11 protein-coding genes are annotated in these 15,082 nt (G+C 36.8%); 8 read left to right on the top strand and 3 right to left on the bottom strand.

All coding sequences use genetic code 11. The annotated features are described in order from the left end of the window. Positions 1-678: 678 nt before the first annotated feature. Positions 679-1,896, bottom strand: a complete 1,218-nt coding sequence (locus NEOC65_RS07005) for a DEAD/DEAH box helicase (RefSeq protein ID WP_166155654.1) — start codon at positions 1,894-1,896, stop codon at positions 679-681. 1,294 nt (positions 1,897-3,190) lie between these two features. Between NEOC65_RS07005 and NEOC65_RS07000 the strand changes: the two genes are divergently transcribed. Both NEOC65_RS07000 and NEOC65_RS06995 read left to right on the top strand, forming a co-directional pair. Then, entirely contained in the window at positions 3,191-3,778 is a 588-nt protein-coding gene (locus tag NEOC65_RS07000) for a hypothetical protein (protein ID WP_166155657.1), read from the top strand. 123 nt (positions 3,779-3,901) lie between these two features. Next, entirely contained in the window at positions 3,902-4,489 is a 588-nt protein-coding gene (locus NEOC65_RS06995) for an NADPH-dependent FMN reductase (RefSeq protein WP_213156119.1), read from the top strand. A gap of 563 nt (positions 4,490-5,052) precedes the next feature. On the opposite strand, the gene NEOC65_RS06990 is transcribed toward NEOC65_RS06995, so the two are convergent. After that, positions 5,053-5,259 (bottom strand): YgaP family membrane protein, encoded by a 207-nt coding sequence (locus NEOC65_RS06990; RefSeq protein ID WP_213152524.1) that lies wholly within the window; start codon positions 5,257-5,259, stop codon positions 5,053-5,055. 395 nt (positions 5,260-5,654) lie between these two features. On the opposite strand from NEOC65_RS06990, the gene NEOC65_RS06985 reads away from it, so the two are divergent. The 3 genes from NEOC65_RS06985 (at position 5,655) to NEOC65_RS06975 (ending at position 8,713) form a co-directional block, all read left to right on the top strand. Beyond that, a complete protein-coding gene (locus NEOC65_RS06985; RefSeq protein WP_213156118.1) occupies positions 5,655-6,272 on the top strand; it encodes an outer membrane protein in 618 nt (205 codons plus the stop codon). Between the two features lie 647 nt (positions 6,273-6,919). After that, complete coding sequence (locus tag NEOC65_RS06980; RefSeq protein ID WP_213152525.1) at positions 6,920-7,300, top strand: hypothetical protein; 381 nt, start codon at positions 6,920-6,922, stop codon at positions 7,298-7,300. A 276-nt stretch (positions 7,301-7,576) separates the two neighbouring features. Next, entirely contained in the window at positions 7,577-8,713 is a 1,137-nt protein-coding gene (locus NEOC65_RS06975) for a leucine-rich repeat domain-containing protein (RefSeq protein ID WP_213156117.1), read from the top strand. 490 nt (positions 8,714-9,203) lie between these two features. Here NEOC65_RS06975 and NEOC65_RS06970 read toward each other — a convergent pair whose 3' ends face one another. Continuing rightward, the gene (locus NEOC65_RS06970; protein WP_166155678.1) at positions 9,204-9,749 is read right to left on the bottom strand and encodes a biotin transporter BioY; all 546 of its coding nucleotides are present in this window, start codon (positions 9,747-9,749) and stop codon (positions 9,204-9,206) included. A gap of 495 nt (positions 9,750-10,244) precedes the next feature. On the opposite strand from NEOC65_RS06970, the gene NEOC65_RS06965 reads away from it, so the two are divergent. The 3 genes from NEOC65_RS06965 (at position 10,245) to NEOC65_RS06955 (ending at position 14,775) form a co-directional block, all read left to right on the top strand. Further along, entirely contained in the window at positions 10,245-12,977 is a 2,733-nt protein-coding gene (locus NEOC65_RS06965) for an AMP-binding protein (protein ID WP_249270214.1), read from the top strand. Between the two features lie 93 nt (positions 12,978-13,070). Next, entirely contained in the window at positions 13,071-14,516 is a 1,446-nt protein-coding gene (gene cysS / locus NEOC65_RS06960; RefSeq protein WP_349305275.1) for a cysteine--tRNA ligase, read from the top strand. A gap of 7 nt (positions 14,517-14,523) precedes the next feature. Next, entirely contained in the window at positions 14,524-14,775 is a 252-nt protein-coding gene (locus NEOC65_RS06955) for a hypothetical protein (RefSeq protein ID WP_166155684.1), read from the top strand. The last annotated feature ends 307 nt before the right edge of the window (positions 14,776-15,082 follow it).

The following is a 15,082-nucleotide window of genomic DNA, read 5'->3' as shown; positions in this document are numbered from 1 at the left end:
GGACAGAGACAAGCTTTACACGAAAGAATAAAAGAATGCTTCAAAAGTTATTCAAGGCTTTTGAGAAAACGATGAAGGTAGGCAGCTTTAAAAGAAGTATGGCGGCTATTGCATAAGATGGCCTGCCGAAAGGTGATGTACCATTTTAAAAGAAGCTTAAGAAGAGGTTGTTGCTTTAGGAAGCTAATTTATATAAGTAAGTAGAATTATAGGCTAAATTGTAGGCTTTGAAGTGGAGAAAAAACAGGGAATGGCCCAAGCATGATGGGCGCTAACCAAGATAATAAAACTTAGCATAGCTTTTCCCTTAAAAGACATGCTACTAGATTGTTAACGCCACAAAGGCAAAGAAAACTACATTCTTAAACTTATGAAATGGCCAAGAGTTTTAAACAATCTTTGCGTAGTTAGCTATTAATAATACGCTTTTGAGCTACTCCTATCTACTCCTATACTTCATAAAATCCCTTTTGTTAAACAGAGAAACATCTTTCAGAGGATGGAGTAGGCAGGCGAAGTTTTTTCTAAAGCGTATAATTTCTTTAATTTTAGGCTTGTATAAAAAGATATTTATTGCTTGATAGAGCCTAGGTTAGCAATAAAGTAGGATGAACTATAGAGAGGAAAAGCTTTTTAAAAAGGAAGGGTTACGCTAGGAAACCCTCACTTCTAGCTTCTTTAATAGCGCTGAGCACGCTTAAAATGCGGTTTGAATGGCCTTTTTTGCTTAAACGATGAAGAAGGCTTGCTAGGCTTTGATTTAGGCTCCATGCCAGCTATCACTGAAGGCGTAATTGTATAACCAGTAAATTGCTCAATTTGGCGAACAAGACGCATGTCTTTAGAAGCTGCAAATGAAAGTGCAATACCTTTGGCCCCTGCTCTTCCTGTCCTCCCTATACGGTGCACATAATCTTCTGCATTAGTAGGAAGGTCAAAATTAATGACATGGCTAATTGTTTGTACATCGATACCGCGTGCTGCTACATCGGTAGCAACCAACACTCTTATCTCGCCATCACGCAAACGCATGATTGTCTTTGAACGCTGCCTTTGATTCATGTCTCCATGCAGGGCTGCAGCAGGGTGTCCATTTTCATAGAGAATATCAACAAGCTGGTCTGCAAAACGCTTGGTTGCCGTAAAAATGATAGCTTGGTTAACGGATGGATCATTTAATAAGTGATCCAAAAGGCGGCTTTTATGATGCATGTCGTCGACGAAATGAAGTCTTTGTTCAATGTTTTCATGGCGAGAATTTTCAGAAATCACGCTAATTTCTATAGGATTATTCATTAAACGATTGGAAAGATTTAATACATTTCCTTTAAGAGTAGCAGAGAAAAGAAGGGTTTGCCTTTGTTTAGGAATAGCTGCCGCTATTTTCTCCACAGGTTCGATAAATCCCATATCAAGCATACGATCTGCCTCATCAAGAACAAGCATTTCGATCCGATTAAAATTAATACGACCACGGCTCATATGGTCAATAAGTCTTCCAGGCGTTGCCACTAAAATTTCATAAGGACGCGAAAGCTCACGGTTTTGTAGAGGATAAGGAGCTCCTCCGTAAATGCATACTGTTTTTACTCTTGATAAATTTGCACTAAAGCGTCTAGCTTCTTCGGCCACTTGCATGGCTAGCTCGCGCGTAGGCACTAAAATTAATATGCGTGGTCCTTGCCCAGCAAGCGCAGAGGGGGTAGTTAAGCGGTTTAGAGCAGGTAAAAGGAAAGCGGCGGTTTTGCCGGTACCCGTTTGAGCGGATGCGCGCAAGTCGTAGCCGGCTAATACTTTCGGGATAGCTTTTAATTGGATAGGGGTGGGAGTTGTAAGCCCTTCATTTTCAAGAGTTTTTAAAATCCCAGCATGTAAATTTAATTCGCTAAATGTCATGTACTTCAACTTTTGGTTAGGTTTAAGCAATTATCATAGCAGAAGCCTTAAATAATTGATATCTATTTTAACAAAATTTTTAGAAAATTTTTATGTATTTTGATTAATTGCATTTTTTTATTTTAGAAATATATTTAAGCTGAAATTCAATTATTTGCAGCTTATAGGAGATTAACGGGGAGGATAAAAAGAGCCCCAGCCATTTAGGCATTGATGGCCTGGATAGTAATCGTTAACTTGGCTCATGAGAAAAAAATGAATGCAGCCTACCGGAATAAAATGGATTGAAATAATAATTTTAAAATTGAAAACTTTTTTTTAAAAATTTCGAAATGGGAAACACGAGAATCTCGTTAGATAGGGTGATTAGCTGCATGATTGCCTACTCACAAAGTACTATTTAATTCAAGCGATTAAAGGCTAGATCATCTTAACTCTTTGCTCCTATCCTAATAAAAATGGGTCTCTTTCCTTTAGATGATCTGCTTGACTAGAGCTTTACCTTCAAATTATTAAGGCTTATAAGGTTTTTCTTGAGTGTTATTAATAATTTGAGAATCAAAAATTTAGCTAATCACCCCAAGATATCAGGGTAAATTGCCTATCGGGAATGATGTTACCAATTCTATTAAATTCTGCTCCGTGAATAGCCTGCTTAAGCTGCCTATTAAGGTTTTCTCAAGTGCTAGGTCTCTTACTTCTAATGTTCCGATAGGCTCTTAATTTTTAAAAGATAGAAGGAGTAATGATAAAAAAGCTGCTAATTTTCTCCCGATCAAAACCAATCATTCAGTAGAGAATGTCCAAGTTAAGGGCTTTTAAACTCGCCAGCAGCTCTTAATTAGCTGTTACTCGCTTTAGAGGTCCTTCTTATGCAGCTCCGTAATTTATGAAATTCCTTTTGTTAAGCAGAGAGGCATATTTCAGAGCGTTAGGTAGGCAGACTAAGCTTTTTAAAGCGTATTACTACTAAATTATCCAATCCTTTCCCTGTATGGCTGAAGTTATATCTATAGTCTAAAAAAGTTAATTCTATCCTAATCTCTTAACAAGGGGATGGCTGTGGAATCAACTGTTTTCTTCAAATGATATAAAAGCAATCACATAAATAATATTTTTTAAATTGTTAAAAAAATTATTTACACAAAACTTAAAAAAATTGAAAGTGAGGTTTGATAAAACTTTAGCCGCGAAAAGCTGCGAAGTGCAGCCCAAGCGAAAAGATTATTATTCGTTCACAGAAAGGATAAATTCTGTAGACGTAAACATTCAAAAATGTTTGGAGGATTATAATATGAAGAAATTTTTGCTCACAGGTTTGGCAATGTGTGGTCTCTTTGTTGCTTCACATAGCTATGCACAAGAGACGTCCGGAGCTGCTTCTGCTGGCGCAGCCTTTGCTCAGAGCCAAGCTTCTAGCTCTCAAAAAGGTCAAGAATGGAATCAGAACAATCAGAATACTACCGAAGAGCATTATTGGAGCCATGATGGCCGTCGTTGGCATCCAGGCGCCTGCTCTATTGAGGGAGAAGATCATCCTTGCGCAGATAGAGCAGCAGATGCTCCTACTGGCGAATGCTGGTGTAAATATGTTCATTATGAGCCTTGTTATTATTATACCAAACGTTGTGTAACGGAGAATAAATATCGTACAAAAAAATGCACTCGCCAAGTACCAAAATACTACGAAGTTCAGAAATGTAGAATGGTTCCCCAGTATTATACCGAGACTGTTTGCAAATATGAAACCGAATGCTATGATGTTCAAGAATGCATACCAAGCAAAAAATGGGTTTCAGATCGTCATGTTAAATATGTGCCCAAATATTACTACAAGCATATATGCGGAAAATCAGGTTGCCCCACTCCCTGTCCGCGTTAATTAAGTTTGCTGTTTGATTCTTTTCATAGCTGTCATTAGATTAATCTGATGACAGCTTTTTAAACATTCTATATGTTAATCGACTAAGCATGATGCTAATGAAAATTATAAAAGGTGATGGTCATGTCTAAAAAACCTAAAATTTTAGCTTTCGCGGGCAGTTTACGCAAAGACTCTCTAAATAAGAAACTGATTAAAATTGCAGCAACTGGCGCTCAGCAGGCTGAAGCCGAAGTGACTCTTATAGATTTAAAAGATTATCCCTTACCTCTTTATGATCAGGATATTGAAGATCTACAGGGTTTGCCAGAAAATGCTTTAAAACTTAAAAACCTAATGGTTCAGCATGATGGCTTCCTTATTGCTTCACCTGAATATAATAGCTCAATACCTGCGGTTTTGAAAAATGTCATCGATTGGACTTCTAGAAAAGCGGAGAAAAACGAGGCTTTCCTATCTTGTTTTTTTGAAAAGCCAGTTGCTCTTTTGAGTGCCTCGCCCGGACACCTTGGTGGTATGCGGGGACTTGTGCATGTACGTTCCATGTTTAGCAATATTTTTTGTTATATAATCCCTCAACAGAAATCCATCTCACAAGCACATACAGCATTTAATGAAGAAGGAAATTTAAAAAACACCCAAGATCAAGAGGATGTACTAAATGTAGGCAGAAAATTAGCACAATTCATTATCAAATTTAATGCAAAATAAGATCTAAGGCAGCTCTTCTTGCTTATTAAAAACAACTTTAAAATTTTTAAATTAAGCTATCCCTAATCTTTCATAAAAATTTTTAAATCGTATAGCTGAAATTCCTAAAAGAGCATACATACCAAAAAGTCTCTTTATAAGCTAAATTTGAGAGCTTACTGATTTTATAATAATTTTTACATGACAAAAATCTATAGTCAAATTGAGAAAAATCAAAGCTTGTTTTGATTATATGCAGCATAGAAGATAAAAATTGTTACCATGCCAGGAATTGCATTATAAAGTTTTATGCTTCCTACAACTCAAGAAAAGCCTTTGAAACCTTATTGTTAAGTCGCTTTTTATCTTAAGTCGTTAATTCAAATGGCTTTTTTCTTAAAAATACTTAGGGCAAAAATTTCTCATTTCTCGCTTTTATTTGTCATATAAAGTGATCGTCATGCTAAAGCGAGATCTGTATGGTGTCAGAATATGAACTTTTAACATGTCTAAAATAAAAAAGCTTTCTAATTTTAAATATCCCCATAATGCTTTTTAAAGGTGCCCCAAAATAGCAAGAGGGTTTATTTGCCTTCAGGTTTTGTAGGCAGAAAGCAACTGTTTTTTCCTATCAAATGATAGAGTAGGCACCAACTTGCTAATGCTTCATAAAGGGTAAACAGTGCCATGACGCCTAAAAGCCAGCTTTTAAATTGAAAGGCTAATCCGCCCAATAAAAATGCTAAGGTAAATCTTATAATTCGATCAGCAGTGCCTATGTTCTTTTGCATAATTCCTTTTAAAACTTAAGCCAATGAATTTAGCTTGCACTTTAGAGGCTAACTTAGATCTTAAGGATCTCGATTCAATCCCTATCTTATACCCTCAATTTTATTGATAGCTATAGAAAGTTTCATCAGTAATAAAGTTTTATCTTCGCCAAGAAAAAATCTTATGAAGAGAAGGTAGCAAGATAAAAATATTTTATCTCTTTGATTGTTAATAAGATTTAAGCCTTCTAAAAAAAATTAAATGACATTTTCTTTATAAAAAAATAGAATTTTTTTAAGAAAAGATTGTACTTCAGGAAAAAAAACTAATTTTCTCTATTGAAAAATTTAATAACATAGGGTATGTTCACCAGTTGTTGAGACATCCTTAAAACAACGTAACCAAGGAACTCGTTATGAAAAAATTTGTTCTATTAACAATATTGTTTGCCGCGTTTCTCGTGCCGCAGTGCGTGAAAGCAGTAGACATGGAAGGCTTTTATGTAGGTGCAACTGGAGCAGCAAACTTTCTCCAAAATGCTAAAAAACATAGAGGCAAATTTGATACAGGCTATTTCGGCACTGTAGATCTGGGATACCGCTGGTGCAATCGCTTCCATTTAGAAGCTGAAGTTGCATACAGATATAACAAAGGTAAAAAACGCCATCATCATCACAATGGTGACCTAGTAACTAGCCATCGTCATCGTGGACACCGCGATACTTGGGCAGCAATGGTTAATGTCCTATACGATTTCGACACGCACTGGACTATGGCTCCTTATGTTGGTATTGGTATTGGTTATGCTCACATTAAAAATGAGCGTCATTATAACTATGCTGGTAATGCACACCATAGATACCATAAAAACGATAATCAGTTTGCATGGCAAGCAGTTGCTGGCGTTGCATACCCAATCTACTACAATGTGGATTTAGCTGTTGAATATCGTTTCTTTGATACGACAACTCGTCGTCATGAAAGAAGCAATTACAACCACGACGTTGGTGTAAACTTAAAATATTACTTCTAAGCTTAAACATCTTAGAGTATTGTTTCTTTAATGTGTCTTAGGTTTTAACCTAAGACACATTTTTTTTATTCCTTAATTAATTTTTATTTTGTTATGAACTAAAGTATGCTGGCAGATAATGTGCTCTCTTCACCTCCTAGAGAGGCATAAGAGAGCTATTCCTAATAAAATTTACATTTAAGCGGCCAACGGCAGGTGATCTACACCCTCTTTATTAAAGGTAATCTTAGCTAATCTTTTTATCTTTGCATTCGGCCAAGAAAAAAATGTCCTCTTTTCATATCAGTTGCTCACTCCTAAGCTTACTGACAGATCGCTTCAAATCGTCCTTTAGATCCCATTATTCTATTTCTTTAAAAAAGACAAACTATTTCTTACCCTGTTAATACCAATCGCTCACAACCTTAAGCTTTTTGCTGTGCACTTTGTTGACTCTAATTATTATACCCACTTTTTTAGGCTAGCATATCCAACTTTTTCAACCGTTTCTTTTTAAGATCCATTTGCTTATCAGATCTTTATTGAAGGTTCCTGCCTAATCGTTAATTTTCAATTCTTTATATCTAAAGATTTAAGGAAGATACTAGGATTCTTTTAAATTTAAATAGCTATTAATTACTTTGTTGTTTTTTTAGCTAGGAGGGTTAATGAATAATATATTTCCAAACTACAGCGTAGACCGAGAGCCTACGAGATATGGCGGATATCGAGAAGATTATCAGCTTAAAAGCAAAGAGATAATTCGCGAAGGAATAAAAAAAATCAAAATTTCTCCCAAAGAACTCATATCTGAAGCGCCTTACGCCAAAACTGTAGAGATAGTAGAAGGCTGTCGGGCTTTTAAGACTACCTCTTGCCATGCAGGCCTTGAACAAAGATGGGTAGTCATCTTTAGCCAAGCGGCCTATCAAAGAGAATACCCTACTTTATCTAAACATGACTTAAGGGCAATGCAAAAGAAGCCAAAGCCTTTATTAAGCTCATGCAATAAAAGTTTTTATGTTCAAACGATGCTAAACGTCAATTAGATAAGCTTGTAAAAAAACTTAAATATATACAGATTATCGAACCTCCAGTTATAACAACTCAAAAGTATACTACATCTGGTCGGCCCAAAGCTGAGCAAAAATCTTCTATCTCTAGCTATCGCCTATAAGGCATAGTAGCTTGCTCTTTGCTTAACAAGTTAGCCAATACCCCTTTGGTGATAAGGATACAAATTGGTTTGACTTGCTTTTTTAATTTTTTTATATTGCCTTTAATAAATAAAATGCTGAAAAGTCATCACTATCCAAGGAAATAAAATGCATCCTATCTCTTCTGTATCTATTGAAAGCTTGCCCAATGAATTGCTGCTTCCTATCTTAGAGGCTTGCGCATGTCCTTCCTTATTTAGCGTCTGTAAAAGATGGCATCATCTGCTGGCTTCTGAAGTGATGCCTTCTCTTTATAAAAAAATAGCCCAGCTTCATTTTCCCAGGGGAGATGCCACTACCCCGCGAACTCTTATGTTAGTTAGAGTTTATCAACTCAATCCTGTACTTATCTCTACTGAAAAAGTTTATCAAGTTTTTAAACAAGTTTTTGCCTTAGCTAACTCTATTTCTCCTTTAGAGTTTAAAGAGAAAACAGAAGAAAAAAGAGGCTTAACGCTGGCTAATTACTCTTCTTATCTCTTAAATATTAATCGTCTTTTACCTTGGAAAAAACTTCCTGGTGGGGAAGAATACTTGAGCCGAGAAGAAATTAAACATTTACCTTTAGAAAAACAAGGAAAGTTACTTAGAGATTGGATTGAAGAAAATTGTAAAAATACCACGGCTTTAAATTTATCTGGAGTAGGCTTGACTTATTTACCCCCAGAAATATGCCAGTTATCTAAGCTGCAAAGGCTTGACTTAAATCAAAACCAACTCACCAACCTTCCTACAGAAATCGGGCAATTGTCTCAGCTGCAAGAGCTTTACTTAGACCAAAACCAGCTCTCTAGCCTTCCTGCAGAAAGCGGACAATTGTCTCAGCTAAAATGGCTTTGCTTAGGTCAAAACCAGCTCACCAGTCTGCCTACAGAAATCGGGCAACTGCCTCAGCTACAAATACTTTACTTACATCAAAACCAGCTCACCGCTTTGCCTACAGAAATCGGGCAATTATCTCAGCTGCGAGCTCTTGGCTTAAATCAAAACCAGCTCACCAGTCTGCCTGCAGGAATTGGGCAATTGTCTCGGCTGAGGCGGCTTTACTTGAACCAAAACCAGCTCACCAGCCTGCCTGCAGAAATCGGGCAGCTGTCTCAGCTGCAAGGGCTTGAATTAAATCAAAACCAGCTCACGAGCCTGCCTGCAGAAATCGGGCAGCTGTCTCAGCTTACTGAGCTTGAATTAGCGGAAAATCCTTTGAAAGATATGGCAGAAAAAATAAAGCAGCGTTTTCCATTATAGTTTGCGAACGAATATAGCGATATGATTTGTTTGAAAGACGTTCGTGAAGATTTAAGAGAATAAATGCCTATAAGAAAAATAAGAAAAAAAAGTAGAGAAGGGTTAGCCATAAAGTATTTTCAAACCTCGCTGGGCTTAAGGGATATTCTCAAAGTCTCCGAGCTATTTTAAAGATAAGTAAAATTATTATACCTCTATAAAGGCGGAATCGCCGGTAGTTTGTATAAATTTTTTAAGGAAGGAAACCGAGTTTATACTTTGGAATGGCATATGTTAAGATTTTTAAGCAAGGATGGGATAAGAACGGAAGTTTAATTAGTTGAAAGCTTTTCATTTTATCAGGGCGGGGGTTAAGACACAAAAGACTTTTGTGTAGAGTATTTTTAAAAGAAGCTAGGCCCATTAATTTAAAAAGGGATATCTGATACAAGCTAAATAATAATTTCTTTTCTGAGATTCTCTTCCTTAACTTTACCAAGAGATAAAAATTTCATCTTTGAATTTTGCGAGAAGTTAGATAACCCATCGTGATAAATATTTTTAAAGCCTCGCTAAATAAAAAAGGATATGCTCCCATGTAAATTGCATTTTTTCCCCCTACAAAAATTGCTAAAATACTAGCCCCTAGGATTAAAACAAGTAAACATGCAAGAGCAAGAATTACTAAATTATTCCGTATGGATTGCTGGGAAGAGGCTTTGCCTGCTATATAAGCTTGCAAAGGCATAGCCAAAAGGTAGCCCGCTTTAGGGCCTATCAAAATAAGAGGTTGAGCAATTAAAGGACTAAAAACTGGCAATCCGCATGAGCCTTGTAGTAAGTAGAGAAGAGTGGCAGCAGCAGCTTGCCTAGAGCCTAAAGTTACTCCTAGAAAAAGAACGGCTAAAGTTTGACAGGTAAATGGAACGGGGGAAAAGGGGAGGGTAAGACTAACCTTAGCACCTAGCGCTATTAAAAAAGAGCCTGCTAAACTTATCAAAAGCCTGCATAGCCAGGAGTCTGTAAGTGTAAAACTAGAGGGTATTGCTAGCTGCATCAGTAATTTCTCCTTCACAAAGATAAGAATGCAGTTTATTTATACTTTTTCTCTTTTGCAAGAAAAAAATGTAGGAAATAGGTAAGATAGAGGGAATAAATTTTTTTTAACTTAACCATTTTTTATATATTGATGATGCCCTTAGGCTAAAAGTGGTCAATCAGAATGTTTCTCAATGGTTGATTAATTTTTATGCAAATTAGCATGCGAGGGATGAAATTTACTGTTACTAATTTTTTTAGATTGCCTGTTTACTTTTTATTTATGAACTTTTTCTTGATGCCTATTGGGAAAAAAAGAAGCTTATCTCTTAATCTGAGCATGTATAGGCTTTTCCTTTATATAAACTAGTCCCCTTTAATCAATAACGAAGAGTTAGGCTAGGAGAGAAGGCTGGTCTATTAATAGAGCGTGGAAAGAGCTAGAATTCTTCTTGTAAATTTTAATCCATTAAATGAAAATGCTCGGCTATAAAAGCTTATAAGGAATTTCCACATGATGAAAAAAATTTTGTTTATTATTACCTATTATTTATTGAAGTGCATGCTATGGTTTAGGTATCGCATCAAAATAGAAGGGCTCGAAAACATCAATTCCCAAACTCTTAAAAGGTCAGGAGGGGTTTTATTTCTTCCCAGCCATCCTGCCATTTTTGTTGATCCAATAGCTGTTTCTATGGCTGTAATAAAAAAATTTCCCATTCGCCCTATGATTACAGACTATATGTATTATCATCCGGCGATTAATAGATTTGCTCGTCTTGTAGACGCTTTACCAGTGCCCAATTTTCATACTACCACTAACAGCTTAAAGCGCAAGAAAAATGAAGAGGTTTTTCAGGCTGTGATAGACGGCCTTAATAACAAGCAAAATTTTCTTGTTTATCCGGCGGGTAAGACCAAGGATACTAATCTTGAGATCATTGGAGGGGCTTCAGGGGCTCATAAAATCATACAAGGAGCTCCTACTCTAAATGTCGTGCTGGTTAGAACAAAAGGATTATGGGGTAGTAGCTTTTCAAGAGCTTTTACACCAGGCTCTTCTCCTCTTATGTTTCCTACGATTATAAAGGGAATCAAGCATGTCTTCAAAAATTTAATTTTATTTACCCCTCGACGAGATATAATCATTTCTTTTGAGGTGGCACCTGAAGATTTTCCTTATAAAGGAACACGTATTGAAATAAATAAATATTTAGAAGCTTGGTATAATCAGCCAGATGGCCTTTCTAAAGAAAATAACAAAGCTCCTGGTGATACACTCGTGCTCGTTCCTTATAGTATATGGAATAATAAAATTCCTAAAATAGACGAACTAAAAGCTCTTGCTGAAGATGTTATCCCTTTAGACTCTATTTCTACAGAAATCCAGGATCTAATCATTAATAAGTTATCAGAAGTGGCTGATATAGAGGCAAAAGAGATAAAACCTACCATGCTTTTATCCTCAGATCTAGGATTGGATTCTTTGGATATGGCTGAGTTGGTAGTTTATCTAGATGAAAAGTTTGATGTTAAGGGAGTAACCGTGGCGGATTTAACCACGGTCAATAAGTTCATGGGATATGCCGCAAAAAAAATTACTACTCCGCTTATAACAGAGACCCATGCAAAAGCTTCTGCTAAATGGGAAGTGAATGGATTTCGTACACGTTGTTACATTGCTCCCGGTCATACTATTCCGGAAGCTTTTTTTAATGTATGTTCAAAGAAGGGTAAGCAACCGGCTTGTAGCGACGACCGTACAGGCATTCTAACATATTCTCAAATGAAGCTACGTGCTATTCTCCTTGCCGAATACATTCGGAAACTGCCAGGCGAGTATATTGGAATCCTTCTTCCTTCCTCTGCAGGTACTGCTATCCTTATAATGGCTGTACAGCTAGCCGGGAAAGTTCCTTTAATGATTAATTGGACAGTAGGTTCCCGTCATTTAGAGTCCGTAATTTCTCTTTCTAAGATTCAGGTGGTCCTAACTTCATGGGCCTTTTTAGATCGTTTAGAGAATGTAGAGTTGAATGGTATTGAAGAAAAACTTTTAATGCTTGAAGACGTACGTCCTCATCTAGGAATTAAGCAAAAGCTCAAGGCCTTATGGCGTTCAAAACAAAGCAATAAGAAAATATTTAAAAAATTAGGCTTTAGTAATAATCCTGAAAATGTAGCCGTTCTTCTATTTACAAGTGGTACGGAAAGTATGCCTAAAGGGGTTCCTTTAAAGCATGCCAATATTCTTTCTAATTTAAGAGCTTCTCTAAACGATGTAGAAATTTTTAGTGATGATGTATTTCTCGCCATGCTCCCTCCATTTCATTCTTTTGGATTTACTGTGAGTAGTTTATTAGGAGTTCTTTCGGGCTTTAGAACCACCTTTTATCCCAATCCGACCGATGGAAAAGGGCTTGCTTCTGCTTTTGAACGATGGGGAGCTACCCTTATTTGTGGGGCACCTACTTTTATAAAAGGGATGCTAAAAGTGGCTAAAGCTGAAAACTTGAAGAAACTGCGTTTATGTGTAACGGGCGCAGAGAAAGCTCCCCTTGATTTGTTTCAGCAAATAGAAAAAATAGGGAAAAAGAATCACCTTCTCGAAGGTTATGGAATTACGGAGTGTTCCCCCGTACTAACTATTAATAGACCTAATCAGCCCCATAAAGGTGTAGGCCAGCCCCTAAGTAATGTAGAGCTAATGATTGTTCACCCTGAAACCCTCGAAATCCTTCCTCCAGATACCCAAGGATTAATTCTAGCACGAGGGCCCAATGTTTTTTCTGGATATCTCAATCCAGGAGTGTCTAATCCTTTTGTAATGGTAGATGGTAAAGAATGGTATAAGACGGGGGATTTAGGGTTTTTGGATGCTAACAATGCTTTAACAATTTCTGGGCGTATGAAGCGTTTTGTGAAGATAGGAGGCGAAATGATAAGCTTAGCTTCAGTTGAAAATGTGCTTTTACATGTGAAAGAGGAAAAAGGCTGGGATAGTTTAGAAGACGAGGGACCTTTACTGGCCATGTGCGCTAATGAAGTGGACGGAGAAAAAACCAAGCTTTACCTATTTACCCGTTTTGAGACTACGGTCGATGAAGTGAACAAGACTTTAAAAGAAGGAGGATTTAGCAATCTAGTCAAAGTCAATGCTGTCTATAAAATTGATTCCATTCCTATCATGGGTACAGGTAAGGTCAATTATCGGCAGCTAGAGAACCAATATTTGAATAAAGCATAAGAGGGTTAACAGTTTGTTAGGATAAAACTTGCAAAGATGATTAGAAAATAAGATTTTGAAAAATAGTTACTTAAATGAGCATAGCAAATAATGATAGAACAAGCCGAGAAAAGCAAACCTTCTCTTAAATTCTTTAATACTGAAAAACGATCCAAAGAAATATTTAAGCCTTTTAACGATCGAATGGTTCGTATGTATACATGCGGCCCGACAGTTTATAATTTTGCTCATATCGGCAATTTTAGAACCTATATTTTTGAGGACGTGCTAAGACGTACTTTAAAATTTTTCGGCTATAAAGTCATGCAGGTTATGAATCTCACCGATGTAGACGATAAAACTATCAAAGGAGCTATTGCTCATAATATAACTTTACAAGAGTACACAAAGCCTTATATTCAAGCATTTTTTGAGGACTTAAAAAGCCTTAACATTGAACCTGCTGAACACTATCCGGCGGCTACCGATTATTTGGAAGAGATGATCCAAATGATACAAACTTTATTAGATAAAGGAGTTGCTTATAGAGGAGGTGATGGAAGTATTTATTATGCTATCCGCAAGTTTCCTCGCTATGGATGTTTATCCCACCTCAAATTAGAGGAATTGCAAACAGGAGCTTCGGAGCGCCTTACAGCAGATGAATATGACAAGGAAAACGCCTCAGATTTTGTTCTCTGGAAGCATTATAATGCTGAGCGAGATGGAAAAATTTTTTGGGAAAGTCCTTTTGGTCCTGGACGTCCAGGTTGGCATCTAGAGTGTTCGGCCATGGCAATAAAAATTTTAGGAGAAAGCATCGATATTCACTGTGGAGGAGTAGACAATATATTTCCTCATCATGAAAATGAAATCGCTCAATCTGAAGCTTATAGCGATAAAATGTTTGTTAAATACTGGATGCATGCAGAACATTTAGTGGTAGAAAATAAAAAGATGTCAAAAAGCTTAGGGAATTTTTATACTTTGCGGGATCTTTTAGAAAAGGGTTTCACAGGAAAGCAAGTGCGTTACATGCTATTGCAGACGCATTATAAGACTCAGCTTAATTTTTCTTTTCCTGGTTTAGAAAGTGTTAAAGCTGCTTTGCAAAGACTCAATGATTTCATTCAAAGACTTTTAACTTATAATAAGGGTAATGAAAAGGGCTTAGTCGGACCCCTTGTGCAAAAAGCTTACCACGCATTTAGCCAAGCATTAGCCGATGACTTAAATATCTCTGTAGCTTTAGCTGCTGTTTTCGAGTTGGTTAGAGAAGTAAATGCTATTAGCGATACCCAAAATATGAGCGTTACTGAAGCTCAGGAGGTCTTACAGGCTATGCGCGAATTTGACTCTGTTTTAGGGGTGCTTAACTTCGAAAAAGTTGAGGAAGATATTCCAGATGAGCTACAACAGGCTCTGCTTAATCGCACAAAAGCTCGAGAAAATAAAGCCTGGGCACAAGCAGATACTCTAAGGGATTTTATTGTAAGCAAAGGTTATCTTATTGAAGATACTCCAGAGGGTGCCCGTTTAAAAAAAATTGAAAATAGATGAGGAATACATGACACGTAAAGCTCATACAGCGGATGAACGATTTATCATATGCGCCTATCAAGCTCTTGAAGGCCTAAATGATAAAGAGGCCCCTTTAAATTTCTATAAAGTGGGGGAAAAAGCAGGAATTACGCATAAAGGAGTTAAAGCTATCTGCAAATTGCTTATACAAGCAAATTTTATAAAAAAAATTTCGGATGAAGAAATTTATCTTACCCAAAATGGAGAACAGCTTGCTCTGCGGTTGTTAGAAGAATGATCCTTTGATGGCCTATATGCCACTTGCACTAGGCCAACCCTATCTACTGTGATTTAAAGAACCTCTATATCCTGTAACCACTTACTTACGCTCATTTATTCAACAGTATCCTTGCCGCTTGCATTAAAATTTTTTAATCAAATAGTTGCTTTTAAAAGATTTTCCCATACCTAGGAGCCTCATTTAGTACTAATCTGTTAAGTGCCTTTCTGGCACCCATAGAGATAAGGTTTATTAATAAAGGAGGGATAGGGGGATCTAAGATAATTAAACTTTATTCGAGAGCAACTTAATGAATAGATCAATG

Source organism: Neochlamydia sp. AcF65, from assembly GCF_018342435.1.
In the GTDB taxonomy this organism is placed as follows: Bacteria; Chlamydiota; Chlamydiia; order Chlamydiales; family Parachlamydiaceae; genus Neochlamydia.
Note: the sequence above shows the minus strand (reverse complement) of the source record. Positions and strands in the feature narration are given on the sequence as shown.